Genomic DNA, 23727 nt, shown 5'->3' on the forward strand with positions numbered 1-23727 from the left:
ATAACATGAAATTTGCAAAATCGAGCCTATGCCTAGCCTTACTTAGTGGTTTATCTTTTAATGCGCTTGCAGAAGTAGACATTTACGGTAAAGCGAATGTAACCGTTCAATCATCTGATGATGGAGAAGGGTCGTTTACTGAAATTAAAAGTAATGCATCTCGTTTCGGACTTAAGGGGTCTGAAAAAATTTCAGACGGTTTAGAAGCTGTTTATAAGTTTGAGTTTCAGGTTGATGTGTCGGACGCTGACTCAAAAGGCGATAAAGATAATATTTCAGCGCGTAATCAATATGTAGGTTTTAAAGGTTCATTTGGTCAGGTAGTAATAGGCCGTAACGATACCGCGCTAAAGCAGGCGCAAGGTAAACTTGATTTATTTAATGACCTTGAAGGTGATATTAAAAATACGTTTAAAGGTGAAAACCGTTTAGGTAACTCAGTATCTTACGCTTCAAACTCATATGAAGGCTTTAAAGTGTTAGCTTCATTTATTGCAGAAGACGATAAAGATGCCAAAAATGGTTACTCAGTGGCATTAACTTACGGCGATGCAGGTCTTAAAAAGAGCGCTGTATATGCTGCTGTTGCTGCTGATAGTGAAGTAAATGGTTACGACGTAGTACGTGCAACAGTTCAAGGTAAAATTGAAGACTTTAGACTTGGCGCAATGTACCAAACACAAGAAAAAGTAGACGGTAGCGCTGAGGCTGACGGTTACTTATTGAATGCAGCTTACCTAATGGGTAGCAACACTTTTAAAGTGCAATATCAAACAATGGATTTTGATGACAGCGATGATAAAAGCGCAGTATCGGTAGGTGTTGATCACAAGCTAAACAAAAACCTTAAGGTATTTGGCTTTTACTCAAGTTTTGATATGGACAACAACGTTGACCAAGATTACCTAGGTTTAGGTATGGAATATAAGTTTTAACTAATACTTAGTTAAAACACTCCCTTTTAACCGCACTCAGCTGAGTGCGGTTTTTTTTGCTTTAAATTATTTACTTATCTGCGCATAATAGCCAAGCATTTGGAATGAGGTGAAACTCCTCAACTATACCCGTAACTGTGAACAGTTTTACTGTAAGTCAGATACAAGTGCCTTAAAACTTCATATAACGAGCGGGTTAACTCATTTTCTTTTTGGTACTTGTGGTACTGAGTGTGGGTTTTCTCTGCCTAGGATAATTTTTTGCACACTCAAACCGCTAAAAAAACTGCACTTCTAACCGTTAATAATGTCTCTTGGCGAGTGGGTAACACCTTAATCCTTGAGCATATTAATGTGAGTATTGAGCGTGGCAAGTTTGTTGGCTTAATTGGTCCTAATGGTGCGGGAAAATCGAGTTTACTGCGGTGCTTGTATCGATTTAATCAGCCGTCAGCGGGAGAGGTTAAATTTAATAACACCGATATTTGGCAACTAAAAAGCGAAGACTACGCCAAGCAAGTTGCCGTTGTGCTCCAAGAAACACCGTCGCAATTTAACCTCTCGTTATTCGATGTTGTGGCTCTAGGGCTTACGCCACATAAAACGTTATTCAGTTCGACCACCCAAGCAGATAAACAAAAAATAGCTCAGGCTATTAGCCATGTGGGGCTTGAATCTCATAGTACTCAATTATTTGATTCGCTATCTGGCGGTGAAAAGCAACGAGCCTTTATTGCCCGCGCTATTGTGCAGCAACCGCAACTTCTTATTATGGATGAACCAACTAGTCACCTTGATGTGAAATATCAAATTCAACTGATGGAGCTGGCTAAATCTCTAGGGATCACGGTATTTGCGTCATTTCATGACTTAAATTTAGCTGCTGCTATGTGTGATGAGTTAGTGGTTATTAAAAATGGAAAAGTTGTTGATGCAGGTAAGCCAAATAAAGTGGTCACTGAGCAGATGCTGGATGAGGTGTTTGGCGTTTGTGCACAAGTGAGCACTCACCCTCAAGTAGCTGCTTCGGGTGAGGCTATTCCTCATATTACTTATTATTATGGATACCAATAATATGACGGTTTTTTCTAACCATACCGTTGCATTAATCGCTGCGCTACTATGCGCACTATTAAGTTTATTTATTGCACTGAGTTTTGGTGCGGCACCCACGTCGCTCGCAGATGTTTATCAAAGCTTAACCTTTTCAAACGAGGCTTCATTTACCAGCCGTATTATTATTGAATTAAGAATGCCACGTACTTTACTGGCTTTTTTAGCTGGGAGTGGCTTAGCGATTGCAGGTTTAATACTACAAACAGTCACCCGTAACCCCTTAGCAGATCCTTATTTATTTGGTATTTCGTCCGGCGCTTCATTAGGTGTGGTTATACTAATGTCTTTTGTGGGAGCTGGGGCGGGTATTGCGCTATCTGGGGCGGCATTAACCGGTAGTTTAGTGGCGATGGGATTATTAATTTTAATTGCTGGCAGCCAGCGTAATGCCCAAGTTGAATCGATGTTATTGGCGGGGGTAGCCCTATCATTTTTATTTAGTGCTTTTACTAGTTTGCTACTTTATTGGAGCGATCCACAAGCGGTCGCGGCTATTTTATTTTGGACTTTAGGTAGTTTTGCTAAAGCACAGTGGCAGTCGCTGCTGCTACCTGTCTTAGTCATTATAGTCTGTACAATAATCATGTTGGGTTTTAGGCGTCAGCTTAACGCCATGTTGTTAGGCGATGAAAGTGCGACAACGCTTGGCGTAAGAGTACATCGTTTTAGAATTTTAATGCTTATTTTAAGTTCGTTGATCACGGCCGTGTTAGTTGCCAACTGTGGTGGTATTGGTTTTGTTGGCTTGATGGTGCCACACATAGTGCGCTTTTTTATCTCTCAAGGTAGCCGCGTTGGATTATTAATGACCGGATTAGTCGGGGGAATATTTATGGTGTGGGTCGATGTGCTCGCTCGCTCACTATTAAGTAATCAAGAGTTGCCAATCGGAGTGATCACGGCGGCTATCGGCAGTCTATTCTTTTTAAGTATATTGTATTTTCGTAAGCGTCAGCTGGTGGTTCAATAATGAAAACACTAATGGTACAAGGCACTACCTCAGATGCAGGTAAAAGTACCCTGGTTGCAGCACTTTGCAGAGTGTTTGCTAATCAAGGTGTTAATGTTGCGCCGTTTAAACCGCAAAATATGGCGCTTAATAGTGCCGTAACTCATGATGGCGGTGAAATTGGTAGAGCACAAGCATTACAAGCCGTTGCGGCAAAAGTTGCACCTGAAATAGACTTTAACCCGATATTACTCAAACCCAATAGTGATACCGGCGCGCAAGTTATTATTCATGGTAGGGCTATTAGCAATATGGAAGCCGACTCTTACCATGACTATAAAAAAGTGGCTATGGAAGCGGTATTAACCTCGCATAACCGTTTAGCTAAACGCTTTGACTTATTGTTGGTTGAAGGGGCTGGTAGCCCAGCTGAAATTAACTTACGCGCAAACGATATCGCCAATATGGGCTACGCCGAAAAGGTCGATTGCCCGGTTATTATTATTGCTGATATTGATAAAGGGGGTGTGTTTGCTCACCTAGTAGGGACTTTGGCGCTATTAAGCGAATCAGAGCAAGCACGGGTAAAAGGCTTTGTGATTAACCGTTTTCGTGGTGACATTAGCCTATTACAAGGCGGGTTAGATTGGCTTGAAGAGTACACAGGTAAACCTGTGTTAGGGGTGTTACCCTACCTACACGATTTAGCACTTGATGCCGAAGATGCCGTTGCCATAGATAATAATGTGACCGAGGCCAGCATTAATATTGCGGTGCTGCTAGTGCCTCATATTAGTAATCATACCGATTTTGATGCACTGCGATTACACCCAAATATAAATATAACCTATGTGCGCCATACTCAAACAATTCCTGATGTTGATTTAATTATTGTGCCTGGCAGTAAAAATGTACTTAGCGATTTGGTATTTTTAAAAAATGAAGGCTGGGATCAGCAAATAAAACGCCATTTACGCTATGGTGGCAAAGTATTGGGTATTTGCGGCGGTATGCAAATGCTAGGTAATACGATTTGTGACCCTAATGCGGTGGAATCATCATTAGGGCAAATAGCTGGGTTAGCGCTTAGTGATTTTAATACCATTTTAGGTGAGCAAAAAGTGCTAAGCCAAGTAAATGCAATACTCAATTTAAACCAGCAGCAGGTTGCTTGTCAGGGTTACGAAATACATGCTGGGATCAGTAAAGGTCAAGCGCTCAACAAACCACTTATTCGCTTTAATAAACACCCAAATGGCTTTGAAACTGATGGTTTTATTAGTGATGATAATGCTATTGCTGGTACTTATTTACATGGCTTATTTGACAACGCAGCTGCTACAGAGCTGCTATTAAAGTGGCTAAAACCAGACAGTGAAATTAGTGGTATCAGCATCAATGAGCATCGCGAGCGCCAGCTAGAACGCCTCGCTGAAATGTGCCAAACACATTTAAACATTGAACAAATTATTAAAATTTACCAAGGACATAACAATGACTGAATCAACAAACGACAAGCACCAACAGCGCCAGCAAAAAGTAAAAGAACAAGTTGATGCTCGAGTAGCAGCGGCACAGCAAGAAAAAGGCATTTTTCAGGTTATTACTGGTAATGGCAAAGGTAAATCAACCTCTGGTTTTGGTGTGGTTGCACGCTGTGTTGGCCATGGTAAAAAGGCCGCGGTATGTCAGTTCATTAAAGGTACATGGGAATGTGGTGAGCGTAATTTACTACAAGGAGCTGGAGTTGAATTTGCTGTTATGAACACAGGTTTTACTTGGGATACGCAAAATAAAGAGGCCGATACTGCGGCAGCACAAGCAACATGGCAAGAGTCAAAGCGGATGCTAAGCGACAGCAGTATCGATGTGGTATTACTCGATGAGCTCACCTATATGGTGACCTATGGCTATATCGACCTTGAGGAAGTGGTTGCTGCAATTAACAACCGACCTGTAATGCAATCGGTAATTATTACTGGCCGTGCTGCGCACCGTACCTTAATTGAGCTGGCCGATACCGTAAGTGAAGTGCGTAATGTAAAGCATGCGTTTGAGTCGGGTGTAAAAGCACTAAAAGGCTTTGATTACTAATGTTAAAACGCATTATTCTTGGGCTGTTATTGTTTGCTGTTTATGTACCTCAAGCCTTAGCCGACAAGCCGCTTCGTATTGTGGCTTTGGCACCACACATAGTCGAAAATTTATATGCCATTGGGGCGGGTGATCTAATAGTAGGCACGCTGGATTACGCAGATTACCCACAAGAGGCGACTAAAATTGAGCGTATCGGCGGCTATAATGGCATTTCTATCGAAAAGTTACTCATGCTCAAGCCTGACATGGTCATTGCGTGGAAAAGCGGTAATCAGGCAGAAGATTTAGCACAAATTAAGCGACTAGGGATTGAATTGCATTTAAGTAATCCACGCTCTATTGAAGGCGTAGCTAAGGAAATACTAAAATTAGGTCAATTAACCGGTCATATTGAGCAAAGTAAAAAAGTAGCTGAGGCATTTACAGTTAAGCTCAACGCAATTAAAGCCGCGCAGCATAATAAAACCATGCTTACTGGGTTTTATCAGCTGTGGCCAGAGCCTATGATGACGGTATCAAAAAATACCTGGATAAATCAGTTAATCGAAACCTGCCAAGTAACCAATGTATTTGCCGACAGCGACACAGATTACCCACAAATCAGCATTGAAAACGTGATAGTGACTAAGCCACAAGTTATTATTATTCCTGATGAAAAATCAAAACGGGTAATACCTACAGTTAATTGGCAGCAATGGCCTGAAATTCCGGCGGTTAAATATGAGCAATTTATTAGCGTTAACGCGGATTTATTACATCGTTTTTCCCCTAGAATGCTTGATGGGTTAGCACAAATGTGTGACAAAGTTGAGGTATCTAGAGAACTTATTAAGAGTCAATTATGAGCAACTGGTCATCTTTTTTAAATCACGAACTTAGCCAAGAATATATGCAGCAAACCCTTGAATATGTTGCGAATAAACGATCAAACGGTATTGCTGTGTATCCACCAGAACCACGGGTGTTTAGCGCATTTGATGCAACTCCACTTAGCGACATTAAAGTGGTTATATTAGGTCAAGACCCTTACCATGGAGAAGGGCAAGCGCATGGCTTGTGTTTTTCTGTATTGCCTGAAGTTAAAAAGCTCCCGCCTTCACTTAAAAATATTTATAAAGAGTTAGTGACTGACATTAATGGTTTTATTACGCCAGAGCATGGCTATTTACAAAGCTGGGCAGATCAAGGTGTGTTTTTGCTTAATACCGTATTAACAGTAGAGCAAGGGCAAGCCCATTCCCATAAACATTTAGGTTGGGAGCAATTTACCGATAACGTAATTACTCATATAAATGAGCATTGCCAAGGAGTGGTGTTTATTTTGTGGGGCGCACATGCACAAAAAAAAGGTAAAAGCATTGATCGCCAGCGCCATCATGTATTGTCTGGGCCGCACCCTTCACCGCTTTCTGCGCATCGCGGATTTTTTGGCTGTCAGCACTTTTCAAAAACCAATGAACTGTTAATAGCGCAAGGAGCACAGCCCATTAATTGGCAAGTATAGGGTAATTGGTATTAAAAAAGGCTTTCATAAATGAAAGCCTTTTTAGTTGCTGTTGTTGATTAAAACTCTAATTCATCAATAGCAATACTATCAGCAAAATAGTCGAGCTCCTGTAGTTCTTTGCGCAAACGTTGCTTATCTTTTATTGCTTCTATTTCGCGCCATTTTCTTTTTTTATTTTTTTGAGAGGTTTTTTTCGATGTATCAGAACCTTCTAATATCTCTATTATTTCGTTTAGGCTATCCATTGATTATCTCCTATTGACCACTTTTTGAACCTCGGCAGTATCTATACCACAGCTATTAATAAAATAGAATATAAATGTGACGAAACTGTTACTGATGGGTGGTATTTTGATGAAGATCAATACAAAAAGAACGTAAATGGGGACAAGTCGAGTATTTAAAGTAAATCGCAGACATAAAAAAACGCCGCTAAAAGCGACGTTTTTTAACTCATTAAACAGCTGTTAGTTACATCGCTTTAAAGCGTGCCTCTAGTTGCTCTTGCGCATCTGCAAATGAGCGAATACCTTCAGCTAGTTTCTCAGTAGCCATAGCATCTTGGTTATGTAACCAACGGAACTGTGCTTCGCTAAGTGGCTCTGGTTTTGGCTCTTTAGCAATATCGCTCTCTAGTAAGTATTCTTGTGCGTCTTCTAAATTACCTAGCTCTTCTAAAAGATTAGGGCTAATTGTTAGCTTATCGCAACCTGTAAGGGCAATAATTTCACCGGTATTACGAAAGCTTGCGCCCATAACAACCGTTTTGTAATCGTGACGTTTGTAAAACTCAAAAATACTACGCACCGATTGTACGCCAGGATCTTGTAGCGGGTCGGTTGGTTTTTCCATACCGTTTGCTACGTGCCAATCTAAAATTCTGCCAACAAATGGCGAAATTAAAAATACGTTTGCATCAGCACAGGCACGGGCTTGAGCATCACTAAATAAAAGCGTTAAGTTACATTTAGTGCCTTCTTTTTCTAACTGTTCTGCGGCTTTAATGCCTTCCCAAGTAGAGGCAACTTTAATTAAAATCTTGTCTTTGCTTACACCTTCTTTCTCGTAAAGGCTTAGTAAAGTATGTGCTTTATTAATTGTTGCTTGGGTATCAAATGATAAACGAGCATCAACTTCAGTAGAAATATAACCCGGAACAATTTCGCTAATTTCTTTACCGAGTAATACTGCAAAATAGTCACAAGCCACCTCTAGTTGTTTTGCAGGCTGTTGCTCGGTTTCTTTAGCGTATTGCCATGCTTTATCTAGATAAGGTTTGTAAGCTTCAATCTCGCTCGCTTTTAAAAGCAGCGATGGATTGGTAGTCGCATCTTCAGGTTGATGTTTTTTTATGGCTTCTATATCGCCCGTGTCGGCCACGATAGAAGAGTGTTGTTTAAGCCTTTGTAGAGCGCTAGTCATTTGCTTTTCCTCATTCCAAGCAAGTTAAAAGAAAATCTAAACTACCTTAATATAGCTATACTGCAACAGTGTGACAATGCTTGATAGGTCTTATGTCCTTATCAATGAAAAAACGGTAACGGTTGAGTTTTAGGTAGGATAATTTTAAACAAAACGTGCTTTTCGTCTCATTTAATGTTGAAATTGACATTAAATAATTTACAAGTCAATAGCTAACTATGATCACTGTTATTTCACCAGCAAAGAATCTTGATTACGACACGCCACCCGCAACAGATAAGTTCACTCAACCTGAATTACTTGAGCACAGCGAAGCGCTCATGAAAGTATGCCGTGAACTAACTCCTGCGCAGATTGGTAGTTTAATGAAAATTAGCGATAAGCTCGCGGGCCTTAATGCAGCACGTTTTAGTGAGTGGGCGCAACCGTTTACTACGAGTAATGCTAAACAAGCAGTGCTTGCCTTTAATGGCGATGTATATGGCGGTTTAGATGCCGACACCCTAACGGCTAAGCAACTTGATTATGCTCAAGAGCATTTACGTATACTCTCGGGTTTATACGGATTATTAAAACCACTTGATTTAATGCAAGCCTACCGCCTAGAAATGGGTACAAAGCTTGAAAACAGCCGTGGTAAAAACCTATATGAGTTTTGGGGCAGTATTATTGCTAATAAACTTAACGACGTTTTAGCGGCACAAGATGCACAATACTTAGTTAATTTAGCGTCTAACGAATACTTTAAAGCGGTAGATAAAAAATCGCTTAACGCACAAATTATTACGCCACATTTTAAAGACTGTAAAAACGGCCAATATAAAGTGATTAGCTTTTACGCTAAAAAAGCGCGCGGTATGATGGCGCGTTACCTTATCGAAAACCAAGTCACGCAGTTAAGTCAGCTTAAAGAGTTTACCGTGGCCGGTTATTACTTTAGCTCAGAGGCAACCACTAAAGAACTTGAACCGGTATTTTTGCGCGAAGAGCAAAGCTAAATTTAGCGCTATTTGCAGCTAAACACATACCCAAAAAGCTATGCACTGCATGGCTTTTTTTATACTGGCGCTATTTTTGCAAACCTTAGGTTATTAATAGAAACTAAGGTATAAAATAAATGCTCTCAATTCCCTCAATTACAGAAGCCGAAAAACTTATAGAAGAGAAGCTCGGCGGTTGGTTTGATGTTGTTATAAGTCATATCCCTAACTTTATAGTCGCGGTGATTATTGCGATTATATTTTCATTCATTGCCCGCCTTGCAGGCAAAGGAATGAAAAAAGTATTACGTCGCTCTCTCGATTCAACTCAAATTGCCGACTTAATGGCCTCCATTTTTAAAGTTATTGTTCTGAGTGTTGGGGTCTTTATTGCTCTTGATTTTATGGGCTTAAAAAGTACCGTTACGTCACTACTTGCGGGTGCAGGTATTGTTGGTCTCGCCATTGGTTTTGCTTTTCAAGATATGACCGAAAACCTAATTGCGGGTATTGCTATGGGTATTCGTAAACCGTTCAAAGCGGGTGATGTTATCGAGACCGATAACGTATTTGGTTCAGTGCATTCAATAAACTTGCGCAACACACTAATAGAGAGCTTTTACGGGCAGTTGATACTGGTTCCTAATAAAATACTATTTAGAAATGTACTGCGTAATTACAGCACTTTAGGGGTCAGAAGAATAGAGGTACCTGTAGGTATTTCTTACGCTGATGATATAGAAAAAGCCAGTGAAGTTATTGTCGAAAAAATTAATCAATTTGACTTTGTGATCCGCAAAAATGAGACCGCGGTGTACGCAGAAGGCTTTGGTGATAGCAGTATAAACTTACTGGTATGGTTTTGGATTAAATACCCTGGTGAGCCCGATTTTATGACGGTGCGTCACAAAGGCGTTGTGGCAGTAAAGCAAGCACTCGATGCTGCTGATATAAGTATTCCGTTTCCTATTCGTACGTTGGATTTTGGTATTAAGGGCGGTGAAAAACTCGATGCCATGATAAGCGATAAAATAAGTCAGCAGTCAGCAAACAAAGAGGGTGACAATAATAATGATGCAAGCCAAGGTAAATAAATAATTTAAAACCCCATGGTAAAAGCATTGGGAAATAGTTACTGACTATCAGCGCGTTTTTACAAAGTAAAACGCGCTTTTTTATAATAATTAATTGATGATCTGAAGTAATTAAAGCCTTGCGTTAACTAAGTTAAAAGCGTCTCAATTAGAAAACTATATCGATAAGGTTTCTCATCTCAAAATAGATTACTTAATTAATCGAATTTGTGCTCAAGCTTGATGCAAGCCCTATATAGTAAGTGTCTGTGAGTAATAAAGGATTCAATGGTATAAGTAGCTGCAATGAGCGTCGCGATTGGTGCGTAAACGAAAAGGCTTTTTAATCAAGCTATTTAAACTGGATTGGGATTATGTCTGTATTGAATTTATATTGTGCAGGCCATAAAAAGCGCCGCTTGTGTTGGAGAAGCAAGCAGCGCTGAAGAATAAGTTAAGAAGGAGGTGTATTAAATAACACTAATTTTGTTGCGAATTACTTTAACTCCATCCATATTTTCTAAAAATTTTTGTGCAAGAGCACGTTCAAAACCGTTATTAGCTTTGCCATTAAGTTCAACGTCGCCATTTTCGACCTGTACGTTCAAATTTTCTAATTCTAAATTTGGATTAGTACGTAACTCATGAGTAATAGATTGTTGTAAATTAGGTTGTGTGGCCACACTACTTACTACTGCTAAATGCGTTGCTGCACTAACTTTAAAAGCAGAGACTAATAAAAATAAACAACAAAACGAAATAAAACCGATAGTAAATTTAATGCGACTCATAACTATATCCTTAGTGTTTTTGAAAAAGCAGCGCCGATACTCGGCGTTTTAATACTCATACACTAGCTTGGGTTACAAGTTTCATTCCAAAATTAACCATTTGAAATAATTGGATATTTTATTAAGTAGTTATTCAGCTAAGTAGTTTTTACATATTACTCTGAATTGCTTACTCACTGTTTTTAAGCCACAAAAAAGCCGACAAACGTCGGCTCAATCAAATGTATTAAAGCTAAAGCTATTTTTTCTTTTTAGCTTTGGCTTTTTTCTTCGCTTTCATTTTTACTGGATCTTTACGCTTTTTAACTGGTGGCTTAGCTTCTTTATGTTTTGGCTCTAATCCTTTAAATACACGGCGTTTTAGCTTCTGTTCTATGTAACGTTCTACTTTGTAAAGGATGCCAATATCGTGCGCTTCAATTAGTGAAATCGCTATGCCTTTTTTACCCGCGCGGCCTGTACGGCCAATACGGTGTACGTAAACATCTGCAGTGCGAGGCATATCAAAGTTAATTACGTGGCTTATATCAGCTACATCAATACCACGCGCGGCTACATCGGTCGCGACTAAAATGCGGGTTTTGCCACTGTGGAAATTTTCCATCGCTTTCATGCGTTTATCTTGTGGCATTTCACCACGTAGCCACGCAGCTTTAACGCCGTTATTGGTTAGTTCACCAATAAGGGTTTCAAGGCGCTCACGAGTTTTTACAAACACAATCGCTTTACTAACATCAGGGCCGTTTAAGGTGTTAACTAATAGCTCAAGCTTGTGATGGTAATCGTCAGCTAAATGAACCCATTGATGTATTTTAGCTTTTTCTTTGCGTGATGATTCGGCTTCAAGCAAAGCCGGGTCGTTTAAAATACGCTCTGCAAATAATTCTACGCTGTCACCTTCAAGAGTAGCTGAGAATAAAAAGCACTGACGACGATTTTTAGCTTCATCACAAATACGCAGCATTTCTTTACGAAAGCCCATGTCGAGCATGCGGTCGGCCTCATCAAGAATGAGCATTTCTACGTTTTCTGCGTGGAAGTTTTCAGTTTCCAAATACTCCATTAAACGCCCAGGTGTGGCGATTAAAATGTCGTTATTATTTTCAAAAATTTCTTTGTGTGTACCGTAATTAATACCGCCGGTAACCACCCCAATTTTTAAGTGGGTTTGTTTTGCAAGTAACTCACATTGTTCATGAATTTGATAAGCAAGCTCGCGAGTTGGGGTCATAATTAATACCCGTGCAAAGCCCGGATCACGACGCGGGAAATCCATTAAATATTGAATTGCTGGAATTAAGAATGCCGCCGTTTTACCCGTACCTGTTGGTGCAGACGCTAAAATATCACGCCCTTGCAACGCCTCAGGAATGGCTTGTTGTTGAATGCTAGTAGGGGTTTCAAAACCCATTTTATTAATAGCATTGAGTAGCTTATTATCAAGATCAAATTCAGAAAATTGCATAGAGTGTCAAAAATAGGGGACAATTGCCGTTAATTATACGCACTTAAACCTACTTGGTGAATGAAAAGGTGAAAAAATGTCTGGTTTTGCATTTAAACAATTTAAGGTTGAGCACGACCAGTGCGCCATGAAGGTATCTACCGATGGTATTTTACTTGGAGCATGGGCTGATTTAAGCGGTGCAAGTTCGTTATTAGATATTGGCACAGGTACGGGGTTGTTGGCGTTAATGTGTAAACAGCGAGTGCCAGATTTAAAGGTGAGTGCGGTTGAGGTTGATAAGGCCGCCTACCAGCAAGCTGTACAAAATTGCCAGCAAAGCCCTTGGCCAGACATTAGCATTTATCACCAGTGTGTACAGCAGTTTGCGGCTGAGACTAAATTTGATTGCGTTATATCTAATCCACCTTATTTTAATCACAGTTTAAAAAGTGATAATGCAGCACGCAATGCCGCTCGCCATACCGATGGTTTAAGCTTTGCAGAACTGATTGCTGCGTTTAAACGCTTAACGCATAAGCAAGCACGTTTTAATTTAATTTTGCCTAGTGAAGAGGCACAGTTATTTATAACCTTGGCGCAGCAGCAAGGGCTGTATTTAAGCGCGCATTGCCAAGTAAAAACCACACCGAGTAAAGTGTTCAGCCGCAGCTTAATGCGCTTTAGCTTAATCAAAACAGAATTAGTGCAATCAGTGCTTTGCATAAAAGATGAAAACAACACCTACACAGCTGATTATGTCGGGCTTTGCAAAGCATTTTATTTAAAGATGTAAGCTATTTATTGAGCTTGGTTATCTAGTAAAAAAGGATAATTTACCCATTATGCATACGTATTCAGTTTTTATTTAATCAATCACCAGACTAGTGTTAACCACTTGTAAATAACGTCGAGTATGTTGTTTAACTCGCTCAACACTTGGAACACACACTATGAAGCTGAATAAAATTATCACCACTGCAGGATTAAGCCTTGGCTTAACTTTACCAAGCTTAGCTATGGCAGCACCTACAACATTTGTGCATCTATTTGAATGGAACTGGCAAGATATAGCTCAAGAATGTGAACAGTTTTTAGGGCCCAAAGGATATGCTGCTGTACAGGTATCTCCGCCTAACGAGCATATTACAGGTAATCAATGGTGGACTCGCTACCAACCTGTGAGCTACCAACTGCAAAGCCGTGGCGGGAACCGGACGCAGTTTATAGATATGGTTAATCGATGTAATTCGGCAGGCGTAGATATATATGTTGATACCCTAATAAACCATATGGCTGCAGGTAATGGTACTGGTACCGACGGTAATAACTTTGGTAATAAACAATATCCTATTTACAGCCCACAAGATTTTCACCAAAGCTGTTCAATTAACCCTGAGGATTACGGTAATAATCGCTATCGTGTGCAACATTGCGAGCTGGTAGGGCTTGCCGATTTAAATACCGCTTCAACTTATGTGCAAAATACGTTAGCGGCATATATTAATGACTTACAAGCCTTAGGAGTTAAAGGCTTTAGGTTTGATGCTGCTAAGCATGTTGCTGCAAGTGATATTCAAAGTTTAATGGCAAAAATAAATGGCTCGCCAGTGGTTTTTCATGAGGTGATAGATCAAGGTACTGAAGCGGTAGATGCCTCAGAGTATTTAAGTACAGGTTTAGTTACTGAGTTTAAATACAGTACACAGCTTGGTAATACATTTAGAAATGGCTCGCTTGCGTGGCTAAGTAATTTTGGTGAAGGTTGGGGTTTTATGCCAAGTTCATCAGCTGTGGTATTTGTTGATAACCATGATAACCAACGTGGGCATGGTGGTGCGGGTAATGTAATTACTTTTGAAGATGGCCGTTTATACGACCTAGCTAACGTCTTTATGTTGGCGTATCCGTATGGGTACCCAAAAGTCATGTCGAGTTATGACTTTCATGGTGATACCGATGCAGGTGGGCCAAGTGTGCCAGTGCACAACAATGGTAACTTGGAATGTTTTGCAAGCAAATGGAAGTGTGAGCATCGGTGGTCATACATTGCTGGTGGTGTTGATTTTAGAAATAACACTGCCGATAACTGGGCTGTAACCAACTGGTGGGATAACACCAATAACCAGATTGCATTTGGGCGAGGTAGCTCAGGCCATATGGCAATTAATAAAGAAGACTCAACTTTAAATGCAACAGTTCAAACAGATATGGCTGCTGGGCAGTACTGTAACGTATTAAAAGGTGAGCTTTCGGGTGATGCTAAAAGCTGTAGTAGTGAGGTTATTACAGTTAATAGTAACGGCACGATTAATTTAAATGTGGCGCCATGGGATGCCATGGCTATTCATAAAAATGCTAAATTACTACAAGGCTCGCTCCCTAATAACGGCGGTGATTGGCAAAGAACCGTTGTTTTTATCAATGCGCTAACACAAAGCGGACAAGATATGTTTGTTCGTGGTGGAATAGATCACACTTATGCCAATGCAAACCTTGGTAGAAACTGCCAAACAACGAACGTTGAATGTGCCATGCCTATTCGTCACAACAATTTAAAAAACAACACCACTTTGCCTTGGAAAGCAAACGATAATTACCTAGATTGGTATGGTATCGAACAAGGTCAAAGCAGTGAGGCGCAAGGTAGCGCTATGGATTGGACTACTAATATATGGCCTAGTGAATTCGGGGCGAAAAAAACGGTAGATAGCGATGGTTTTGGCGTTACACCGCTTAATATATGGGGTGAACACTACTGGATGCTTGATGTTGATATGGATTGCAGTAAAGCCGTTAACGGCTGGTTTGAACTCAAAGCATTTATAAAAAATGGCCAAGAGTGGGAGGGCGATATAAACCAAGCTGATACCCCATATGCAAGCACTAACCATATGGCCCAGTGCGGCAAAATTAATATGTTTGAATTTAATAGCTCAAGTGTAGAGGTGCGTGACTTTTAAATATGCACTTTTAATCATGTACTTTAAAACGTGATTATTATTTAAAAACCAAGTGTGTTAAAGGCACTTGGTTTTTATTTTTTACATGCACCTAATTAGCTATGTAATTTCATAGTGTGTTTATAAATCAGCTGGTATTATTGTTTTATTCGCTATTTAAAATCAAAGCAACTCAATGAAAAACTTCAATAAACTAAATTTGCTAAGCACTCTCGCTGCAGCTTTATTTATAAGCCATAGTGCGCATGCAAACATGAGTCCTGTAGGGCTTTGGAAAACCATTAATGAAGATACCAAAGAAGCAAAGTCTTATGTACGCATTACTGAGCAAGATGGCGTGCTAACTGGCAAAATTGAAACAATACTCAATAAAGCCAAGCAAGATGCGCTTTGCAGTGAGTGCAACGGTGATAAAAAGAATCAGCCGATGCTAGGCATGACCATTATTGAAGATGTAACTTATGCAGGTGACGGTAGTTGGGAAGACGGTGAAATACTCGACCCAAATAACGGTAAAACCTACAGCGTGCGTTTAACTCCGCAGCAAAATGGCGAAAAACTTGAAGTGCGCGGTTATGTGGGCTTTTTTTACCGTAACCAATACTGGTTAAAAGTAGAGTAGTTAAATATTAAAAAGCGCTGCATAGCAGCGCTTTTTGCAAGAGTGCACAGTTACAGGGTTTCAGCGTACTCTGTCATCACCTGTTCTACCCAGGTGGCAATACGTTCGTCGCTTAGCTCGTACTGACTATCTTCATCAAGGGCTAAACCAACAAATTGTTTACCGTCTTCGGTAAGGGCTTTAGAGGCTTCAAATTCGTAATTACTGTCGTTAGGCCAAAAGCCAAGTTGAGTAATGGCTTGGGCATTTATTTCATCATGAAGCATGCCTAATGCGTCTTGAAACCACTGGCCATACCCTTGCTGATCGCCCATCCCAAATAAGGCAATGGTTTTACCATTTAGGTCAACGTCTTTTATGTCGTCCCACTTTGATTCCCAATCTTCTTGAATTTCGCCAAAGTCCCACGTAGAAATACCAAAAATGATAAAGTCATATTGCTCAGCGTTTTTAAGCGGCTCGTCTTTAATATTATGTAAGCTGACAATGTCGGCGCCTATAATGTCGCGTATTTTTTCTGCCGCCATTTCGGTATAGCAGGTAGTAGAACCAAAAAATAAACCAATCTGCATCGTATTTATCACTGTGTAATTGCCTGTTATGATAGGCTCAAGTTTACCGTAAGGTATTTTTAATTGATACCTTCTCCCGTGGTATTACCAACATGAGATCACAACGTGACAACGCTATCTGACGATTTACCTGAACAAAATAATGAGCTAAGCAGCAATAGCGACTTTTTAGAAACCTTTCTTGATAGCCTCTATTTAGAGCAAGGCGTAAGTGAAAACACGCTGAGCGCTTATCGCAGTGACTTAGATAAGTTTTGCCAATTTTTAAAAGGCGAAAACTTAATGACGGTAACCAGCCTCGACGTTGAAAGTTACTTGGCACATCGTGTTGATTTAGGGCTAAAGCCACGCAGTACTGCACGCAGTATTAGTGCATTAAAACGTTTTTATCAGTACTTTGTACGCGAAAAAATAATTAGCGACTCACCTATGGTCAATATTGCTCAGCCTAAAGCGGGGCAGTCGTTACCAAAAACGCTTTCTGAGGCTGAAGTAGAGGCGCTATTAAGTGCCCCCAATATTGAAGAGCCAATGGGGCTGCGCGACAAAGCCATGCTCGAGCTCTTGTATGCAACGGGTTTGCGGGTAACTGAGCTGGTAGGGCTGAGAATGGAGCAAATAAATTTGCGCCAAGCTGTGGTATTTGTAAAAGGTAAAGGAAATAAAGAGCGATTAGTGCCTTTAGGTGAAGAGGCTATGTATTGGCTGGAGCAATTTTTAAAGCTTGGGCGAGCACAAATGATAAAACATGCCACCGATTTTGTATTTCCCTCTAAACGTGGGGTGGGCATGACACGACAAACTTTTTGGCATCGGATTAAACACTATGCTATTTTGGCATCCGTTGAGTCGCCGTTATCGCCCCACACCTTGCGACATGCATTTGCAACGCATTTATTAAATCATGGGGCTGACTTGCGTGTGGTGCAGATGATGCTTGGCCACAGCGACCTATCAACTACCCAAATTTATACGCATGTAGCGAATGAGCGATTAAAATCGGTGCATGCTGAGCATCATCCTCGTGCTTAAGCGAATTTTTTTGTCACTAAGCCGGTCATATAGACACGATAAGATAAGTATTTTTAGGATAGAGAACCCGTTATGAAAAAATTAATGTTAGCAGGTGCCATGTTGTGCACTAGTTTGAGCGCTTTTGCTAATGGTGTTGCAGTAACACCCGATGCCAATGATCCTATTGTGACAAAATTTGCCGCGCTAGGAGTAACTGTTAAACAAATTAACCCAAGTCCGGTTGCGGGCTTAAAAGAATTGATCACCAATAAAGGGGTGCTGTATGCAAGCCCTGACGGTCAGTTTTTAATGCAAGGTACGCTAATCGATTTAAACAACCGTAGTAATTTAACTGAGCAAGCACTTAATGGTGTGCGTCAATCAGGGTTAAAAGAATACGAAGATTCAATGATTGTGTATAAAGCGCCAGAAGAAAAACACAGCATTACCGTGTTTACTGATATTAGCTGTGGTTACTGTCGTAAATTACACCGTGAGCTTGATGACTTACTTGAGTCGGGTATTACGGTTAAATACCTAGCATTTCCACGTGGCGGCCTGCAAGGATCAGGTTATGCCGATTTAATGAATGTGTGGTGTGCTAAAGATCAGCAAGAAGCACTTACTGAAGCTAAATCTGGTGCAGATACACAAATTGTAAAAGACTGTAGCGCACCCGTTGCAGAGCATTACCAATTAGGGCAAAGCTTTGGAATTAGTGGTACACCGGCTATTATTTTAGAAGATGGCACGATGATCCCAGGCTACCAACCAGCTGCCGCACTAAGCGCTGCGCTTGAGGCTAACAAAGCAGGTTAATTAAAAACCTGAGTACCTGTTTAAAAAGGCCTTTATGGCCTTTTTTTGTCTTTTTGTTATGAATATCATAAGTTAAAAACCAGCATGAAAAAAATGATCATTGCGCGAGAACCCGTTGACGACTCTCATCTACCTAGTCATCTACATCCTGTTATTAAGCAAATTTATGCCACGCGTAACGTCTGCCATGCTGATGAATTAAATAATAGTGCGGCCACTTTGCTCGACTTTAAGCTATTTAAAGATATAGACAAAGCCAGCCAACTATTAATTGATGCACTGCATGCACAAAGTAAAATACTAATTGTTGGCGATTTTGACGCCGATGGCGCAACCAGCACCGCCACCTTAATGCAAGGGTTGGCCATGTTTGGCTTTACCCATTTAGATTATTTAGTGCCAGACCGCTTTAGTTTAGGTTATGGCTTAAGCCCAGCATTGGCTGAGCAAATAGTCACTATGCAGCCCGATTTAGTGATCACCGTAGATAACGGTATATCGTGTATTGCAGGGATTGATATTGTTAAAGCAGCAGGCATTAAAGTGCTGGTTACAGATCATCATTTACAAGGCGAGCAACTGCCTAATGCCGATGCTATTGTTAATCCTAATCGCCATGACTGTGATTTTCCCTCTAAGTCGATAGCCGGTGTTGGGGTGGCGTTTTATTTACTTATTGCACTGAGAAGTGCGCTGCGTGAACAAGGCTACTTTAACCAACATCCTATGCCAAATATTGCTGACTTACTCGATATTGTAGCCCTTGGTACGGTGGCCGATGTGGTGGCTCTGGATGCGAATAACCGTACGTTAGTGCATCAAGGCTTGGCACGTATTCGAAGTGGTAAAACCCGCCCAGGTATCACCGCACTGATTGAAGTGGCTAATCGCAATGCAGCTCGTTTGAGTGCCAGCGATTTTGGCTTTTCATTGGCGCCACGTTTAAATGCAGCAGGGCGTTTAGATGATATGAGCCTAGGTATAGCTTGCTTACTTAGCAACGACATAAATCAAGCAAGGCGCATAGCCGGTGAGCTTGACAGCTTAAACTTTGCCAGACGTGAAATAGAGCAAGGCATGCAAGTAGAAGCGCAAGCCGTGCTCGATAGGCTAGCATTTAAAGAAGATAGCGTACCTGATGCTATTTGTTTGTATCAAGACGATTGGCACCAAGGCGTTATTGGCATTTTAGCGGGGCGCTTAAAAGAAAAATACCACCGCCCAACCGTGATATTTGCGGGTGGCGAAAACGGTGAGATAAAAGGTTCATGTCGCTCTATTGAAGGTTTACATATGCGCGACCTGCTTGAAGGTTTAAACACCGCGCAGCCCGGTTTAATTAATAAATTTGGTGGCCATGCAATGGCGGCAGGTTTAAGTATTAACGAGCAGCAATTTCCTGAGTTTAAACGTGCGTTTGATAGTGCGGTTAGTGAGCAACTCAGTGAAGAAAGTAAACGCTGTATTGTGTTTACCGATGGTGAGCTACCTAATGATTGCTTTAGCATGGATTTTGCGCAGCTTTTAAAACAATCGGGCCCGTGGGGGCAGCAGTTTCCAGAGCCGGTATTTGAACACACCTTTGAAGTAATCCAGCAGCGTATTGTGGGTGAAAAACACTTAAAGCTAGTATTAAAGCATCAGTCTGCACGCTTAGTGGATGCCATAGCCTTTGGGATTGATGTAAAAGCGTGGCCAGATACCGAGGCGCAGTTTGTTAAAGTAGCGTATCAGCTCGATATAAATGAATTTAGAGGTAAATTTAGCTTACAACTTATAGTTAGAGAGCTTGAAAAAGTGGGCTAAAAAATATCTTCAAACCATGCATAAAAGGCTAATAAAACGCGCGGTTTTTTGTTAAAATCGGGCGTTTTTATTATTTAATGATTTTTAATTGCGCTCGGTCTCTTTTTTAAGTGCGCAATAACCTAGCCATTTTGGAGTAATGTACATGTTTGAAGTGAATCCTGTGATTAATCAAATCAAGGAAATTCGCGAACGTACTGAACTGCTTCGGGGGTACCTTTGACTACGCTCTTAAACAAGAACGTTTAGAAGAAGTTAACGCCGAACTTGAAGATTCAGCCGTATGGAATGAGCCTGAGCGCGCACAAGCCCTTGGTCGTGAAAAGTCAGCACTAGAAGCCGTGGTTGAAACAATCGATAACCTTGTTGCTGGTACTGACGATGTTGAAGGTTTAGTAGAGCTTGCTGTTGAAGCTGAAGATCAAGACACCTTTGATGAAGCACAAAGCGAACTAGCTGATTTAAACCAGCAGCTTGAAGGGCTTGAGTTTCGTCGTATGTTTTCAGGCTCTCACGATTCAAACGATGCCTACCTTGATTTACAATCAGGCTCTGGCGGCACTGAAGCACAAGACTGGTGTAATATTTTACTGCGTATGTACTTACGCTGGGGTGAAGCTAAAGGCTTTAAAGTAGAGCTTGTTGAGGCGACCGATGGCGATGTTGCTGGTATTAAAGGCGCAACAGTACGTTTTTCTGGTGAGTATGCATATGGTTGGTTACGCACTGAAACAGGCGTACACCGCTTAGTTCGTAAAAGCCCATTTGATTCAAGTGGCCGCCGCCATACCTCGTTTGCATCTGCGTTTGTTTACCCAGAAGTTGATGACAACATTGAGATTGATATTAATCCGTCTGACTTACGTATAGACGTTTACCGTGCATCAGGCGCGGGTGGTCAGCACGTAAATACCACTGAATCGGCAGTACGTATTACCCACGTACCAACCAATACCGTGGTGCAGTGTCAAAACGAGCGCTCGCAGCATAAAAATAAAGCCCAAGCAATGAAGCAGTTAAAAGCGAAATTATTTGAGCTTGAGCTACAACAGCAAAATGCTGAAAAGCAAAGCCAAGAAGACAACAAGTCTGATATTGGCTGGGGAAGTCAAATTCGTTCATACGTACTTGATGACTCGCGTATTAAAGATTTACGTACTGGCGTTGAAAACCGTAACACTCAAGCGGTACTCGATGGCGACCTAGATAAATTTATTGAAGCCAGCTTAAAATCTGGTTTATAACCACCAAGCTAAAAAAGAGCTAAAAAATGACTGATCAAATCCAAGACGAAAATAAGTTAATCGCTGAGCGTCGCGGCAAATTAGACGCTATTCGCGAAAATTGCCCAGCCAACGGTCATCCAAACCAATTCCGTCGTGAGCATTACACGGCAGATTTGCAGGCTGAGTTTGGTGATAAGAGTAAAGAAGAGCTAATCGAATTACAGCACGTAGTATCGATAGCAGGTCGTATTCTTGCTAAACGTGGTCCATTTATGTCTATTCAAGACATGAAAGGCCGTGTACAAGCATATGCCTCAAAAGACGTTCAAAAAGATTTAAAAGCAAAATATGGTCAGCTTGATATTGGCGATATTATTGGTGTTAAAGGCGCGCTGAACAAATCAGGTAAAGGCGATTTATACGTAGAAATGACAGAGTACGAACTGCTGACTAAGTCACTTCGTCCACTACCAGAAAAATTCCATGGCTTATCAGATCAAGAAACTAAATACCGTCAACGTTATGTTGATTTAATTACTAACGAAGCAACGCGTGAAACATTCCGCATTCGCTCACAAGTAGTTGAAGGCATTCGTCGCTTTTTAGCTGACCGCGATTTTATGGAAGTAGAAACGCCAATGCTACAGGTTATTCCTGGTGGCGCGACGGCACGTCCGTTTGTAACGCATCATAATGCGCTTGATATCGACATGTACTTGCGTATTGCACCAGAGCTTTACTTAAAGCGTTTAGTGGTAGGTGGTTTTGACCGCGTATTCGAAATTAACCGTAACTTCCGTAACGAAGGGTTATCGACACGCCACAACCCAGAATTCACTATGATTGAGTTCTACCAAGCGTACGCTGACTACATTGATTTAATGAACATCACCGAAGACATGTTACGTACAGTTGCAACTAATGTACTGGGCAGCCCAATTGTGGTTAACACCACTAAAGATGAAAACGGCGACGTTGTTGATTCAGTAGAGTATGATTTTGGTCAACCATTCACGCGTTTAAGCATGGCAGATGCTATCTTAAAATATAACCCTGAGTTTGATGCTGCGGTATTTAACGACCCAGAAAACCACTTTGAAGAATTAAAAGCGTACGCTAAACAAGTACACGTTAAAATTCCTGAAAACTGCGTATGGGGCCCAGGTAAGTTCTTATGTGAAATATTTGAAGAAACGGCTGAGCATATGCTTATCCAACCTACATTTATCACAGGCTACCCGTGGGAAGTATCTCCACTTGCACGTCGTAACGACGAAAATCCATTTGTAACTGATCGTTTTGAATTTTTTGTTGGCGGTCGTGAATTAGCAAATGGTTTCTCAGAGCTTAACGATGCACAAGATCAAGCTGAGCGTTTTACTCGTCAGGTTGAAGAGAAAGACGCTGGTGATGATGAAGCAATGCATTATGACGAAGACTACATTCGCGCACTTGAGTATGGTTTACCACCAACGGCAGGTGAGGGCATTGGTATTGACCGTTTAGTGATGCTATTTACTGACTCATCAACTATCAAAGATGTTATTTTATTCCCGCACATGCGCCCACAAGCTGACTAAGCTTGAAGGAATAAACTATAAAATTATTAACGCCGCTAATTAGCGGCGTTTTTTTTGCCTTATTGTTTGTGAGACATTGCCTAAACTTTATATTAGGGCTTTTAATTAATAAGTACTACACTGATAATAAAATGTAAGTACAAAGGGATATTAACCTTTAATTCAGTTTCATTATCATAAAGTTGCCTCACTGCTTAGCAACATTAAAGCAGTGCTATAACTTTTTGGTATGATTGTTTTTTAAACATTATGTTGTATTTATGTGAATTTTTTAGCTAAAATATGGCCGAAATTTGTACACGGTCATTATTAGTCGTAAAAATAAAAATTTCTAAAGGACTTAGATAAATAATATGAAAGCTAAACGAGTAGAGTCTTTACCCGATGAGAGCACCACAGAGCAACAGCGACAAGCTTACTATCGCGCATGTATTGCTGAGTTTCAAAAATTGGGCTACCAAGAGCAATACCTAGCAGAGCTTACGGATGAACTAGTGCCAGTGATGGGTGTTAACTCAAGCACTCCAAATACCTAACCTGATTAATTTTCAAACTAATTACACTTTAAAACCAGACATGTGTGCAATCTATAGCCATATAGTCACTTTTGTCAGAAAAGTGTTTGACATATTTTCTGAAATCTTTATTATACGCCCCACAAGACGGAGAGGTGTCCGAGTGGCCGAAGGAGCTCCCCTGCTAAGGGAGTATAGAGTTTGTAGCTCTATCGAGGGTTCGAATCCCTCCCTCTCCACCATTTTTTAAATGGCGAAATCTTGTAAACGTAAAGATGGGCGCATAGCTCAGCTGG

General features: G+C 40.8%; 23 protein-coding genes, 1 tRNA gene and 1 riboswitch. Of the genes, 19 read left to right on the forward strand and 5 right to left on the reverse strand.

Features of this window, described 5'->3' with window-relative positions; all coding sequences use genetic code 11:
• Positions 1-5: 5 nt before the first annotated feature.
• The 7 genes from CWB77_RS16865 to ung all read left to right on the forward strand — a co-directional run bounded on the left by CWB77_RS16865 (position 6) and on the right by ung (position 6601).
• A complete protein-coding gene (locus CWB77_RS16865; RefSeq protein WP_138606643.1) occupies positions 6-935 on the forward strand; it encodes a porin in 930 nt (309 codons plus the stop codon).
• Between the two features lie 49 nt (positions 936-984).
• Positions 985-1122, forward strand: a riboswitch (cobalamin riboswitch).
• 74 nt (positions 1123-1196) lie between these two features.
• Positions 1197-2009, forward strand: a complete 813-nt coding sequence (locus CWB77_RS16870) for an ABC transporter ATP-binding protein (RefSeq protein ID WP_138623695.1) — start codon at positions 1197-1199, stop codon at positions 2007-2009.
• 1 nt (position 2010) lies between these two features.
• Positions 2011-3021 (forward strand): FecCD family ABC transporter permease, encoded by a 1011-nt coding sequence (locus tag CWB77_RS16875; protein WP_010391540.1) that lies wholly within the window; start codon positions 2011-2013, stop codon positions 3019-3021.
• Positions 3021-4502, forward strand: a complete 1482-nt coding sequence (locus CWB77_RS16880; RefSeq protein WP_138623697.1) for a cobyric acid synthase — start codon at positions 3021-3023, stop codon at positions 4500-4502. Before CWB77_RS16875 ends, CWB77_RS16880 begins: the two co-directional genes overlap by 1 nt.
• Entirely contained in the window at positions 4495-5094 is a 600-nt protein-coding gene (gene cobO, locus CWB77_RS16885; RefSeq protein ID WP_016900538.1) for a cob(I)yrinic acid a,c-diamide adenosyltransferase, read from the forward strand. The genes CWB77_RS16880 and cobO overlap by 8 nt, the downstream gene beginning before the upstream one ends.
• Entirely contained in the window at positions 5094-5942 is an 849-nt protein-coding gene (locus CWB77_RS16890) for a cobalamin-binding protein (RefSeq protein WP_138623699.1), read from the forward strand. The genes cobO and CWB77_RS16890 overlap by 1 nt, the downstream gene beginning before the upstream one ends.
• Positions 5939-6601, forward strand: coding sequence for a uracil-DNA glycosylase (gene ung / locus CWB77_RS16895; RefSeq protein ID WP_138623701.1), 663 nt, complete (start codon positions 5939-5941; stop codon positions 6599-6601). The genes CWB77_RS16890 and ung overlap by 4 nt, the downstream gene beginning before the upstream one ends.
• A 59-nt stretch (positions 6602-6660) precedes the next feature.
• Here the strand turns inward: ung and CWB77_RS16900 are convergent, their stop codons facing one another.
• Together CWB77_RS16900 and tal are read right to left on the reverse strand one after the other, a co-directional pair.
• Positions 6661-6849 carry a DUF3545 family protein gene (locus tag CWB77_RS16900; protein ID WP_008110646.1) on the reverse strand — a complete coding sequence of 63 codons (189 nt, stop codon included), beginning with the start codon at positions 6847-6849 and terminating at the stop codon, positions 6661-6663.
• A 226-nt stretch (positions 6850-7075) separates the two neighbouring features.
• The gene (gene tal, locus CWB77_RS16905) at positions 7076-8026 is read right to left on the reverse strand and encodes a transaldolase (protein ID WP_138623703.1); all 951 of its coding nucleotides are present in this window, start codon (positions 8024-8026) and stop codon (positions 7076-7078) included.
• 218 nt (positions 8027-8244) lie between these two features.
• On the opposite strand from tal, the gene yaaA reads away from it, so the two are divergent.
• The gene (yaaA, locus tag CWB77_RS16910) at positions 8245-9024 is read left to right on the forward strand and encodes a peroxide stress protein YaaA (protein WP_010391532.1); all 780 of its coding nucleotides are present in this window, start codon (positions 8245-8247) and stop codon (positions 9022-9024) included.
• Between the two features lie 119 nt (positions 9025-9143).
• Positions 9144-10100: a mechanosensitive ion channel family protein gene (locus tag CWB77_RS16915; protein ID WP_109874141.1), complete on the forward strand. Its 957-nt coding sequence runs from the start codon at positions 9144-9146 to the stop codon at positions 10098-10100.
• A 449-nt stretch (positions 10101-10549) separates the two neighbouring features.
• Here the strand turns inward: CWB77_RS16915 and CWB77_RS16920 are convergent, their stop codons facing one another.
• Positions 10550-10870, reverse strand: a complete 321-nt coding sequence (locus CWB77_RS16920; RefSeq protein WP_036956628.1) for a BON domain-containing protein — start codon at positions 10868-10870, stop codon at positions 10550-10552.
• Positions 10871-11108: 238 nt separating this feature from the next.
• Complete coding sequence (srmB, locus tag CWB77_RS16925) at positions 11109-12335, reverse strand: ATP-dependent RNA helicase SrmB (protein WP_010391528.1); 1227 nt, start codon at positions 12333-12335, stop codon at positions 11109-11111.
• A 76-nt stretch (positions 12336-12411) separates the two neighbouring features.
• Between srmB and CWB77_RS16930 the strand changes: the two genes are divergently transcribed.
• The 3 genes from CWB77_RS16930 (at position 12412) to CWB77_RS16940 (ending at position 15899) form a co-directional block, all read left to right on the forward strand.
• Positions 12412-13110 carry a tRNA1(Val) (adenine(37)-N6)-methyltransferase gene (locus CWB77_RS16930; RefSeq protein WP_138623705.1) on the forward strand — a complete coding sequence of 233 codons (699 nt, stop codon included), beginning with the start codon at positions 12412-12414 and terminating at the stop codon, positions 13108-13110.
• Between the two features lie 157 nt (positions 13111-13267).
• Positions 13268-15277, forward strand: a complete 2010-nt coding sequence (locus CWB77_RS16935) for an alpha-amylase (RefSeq protein ID WP_138623707.1) — start codon at positions 13268-13270, stop codon at positions 15275-15277.
• A 175-nt stretch (positions 15278-15452) separates the two neighbouring features.
• A complete protein-coding gene (locus CWB77_RS16940) occupies positions 15453-15899 on the forward strand; it encodes a DUF2147 domain-containing protein (protein WP_138623709.1) in 447 nt (148 codons plus the stop codon).
• Between the two features lie 50 nt (positions 15900-15949).
• Here CWB77_RS16940 and fldB read toward each other — a convergent pair whose 3' ends face one another.
• Entirely contained in the window at positions 15950-16471 is a 522-nt protein-coding gene (fldB, locus tag CWB77_RS16945; RefSeq protein WP_008467792.1) for a flavodoxin FldB, read from the reverse strand.
• Between the two features lie 105 nt (positions 16472-16576).
• On the opposite strand from fldB, the gene xerD reads away from it, so the two are divergent.
• The 7 genes from xerD to CWB77_RS16980 all read left to right on the forward strand — a co-directional run bounded on the left by xerD (position 16577) and on the right by CWB77_RS16980 (position 23673).
• Entirely contained in the window at positions 16577-17503 is a 927-nt protein-coding gene (xerD, locus tag CWB77_RS16950) for a site-specific tyrosine recombinase XerD (protein WP_138570359.1), read from the forward strand.
• A 72-nt stretch (positions 17504-17575) separates the two neighbouring features.
• Positions 17576-18304, forward strand: coding sequence for a bifunctional protein-disulfide isomerase/oxidoreductase DsbC (gene dsbC / locus CWB77_RS16955; RefSeq protein WP_010391520.1), 729 nt, complete (start codon positions 17576-17578; stop codon positions 18302-18304).
• An 84-nt stretch (positions 18305-18388) separates the two neighbouring features.
• On the forward strand, positions 18389-20110 hold the full coding sequence (gene recJ / locus CWB77_RS16960) for a single-stranded-DNA-specific exonuclease RecJ (RefSeq protein ID WP_138623711.1): 1722 nt from the start codon (positions 18389-18391) through the stop codon (positions 20108-20110).
• Between the two features lie 145 nt (positions 20111-20255).
• Positions 20256-21354, forward strand: a protein-coding gene (gene prfB / locus CWB77_RS16965) for a peptide chain release factor 2 (RefSeq protein WP_109874146.1) whose coding sequence is annotated in 2 segments (ribosomal slippage) — positions 20256-20330 and positions 20332-21354 — 1098 coding nt in all. Because the reading frame shifts where the segments join, the coding sequence is not laid out codon by codon here.
• Between the two features lie 26 nt (positions 21355-21380).
• Positions 21381-22916: a lysine--tRNA ligase gene (gene lysS / locus CWB77_RS16970; protein ID WP_054201888.1), complete on the forward strand. Its 1536-nt coding sequence runs from the start codon at positions 21381-21383 to the stop codon at positions 22914-22916.
• Between the two features lie 353 nt (positions 22917-23269).
• Entirely contained in the window at positions 23270-23452 is a 183-nt protein-coding gene (locus CWB77_RS16975) for a hypothetical protein (RefSeq protein ID WP_138606615.1), read from the forward strand.
• 128 nt (positions 23453-23580) lie between these two features.
• Positions 23581-23673 (forward strand) — tRNA-Ser (locus CWB77_RS16980).
• Positions 23674-23727: the final 54 nt, after the last annotated feature.

The organism is Pseudoalteromonas sp. S1610 (assembly GCF_005887465.1).
Classification (GTDB): Bacteria; Pseudomonadota; Gammaproteobacteria; order Enterobacterales; family Alteromonadaceae; genus Pseudoalteromonas; species Pseudoalteromonas undina.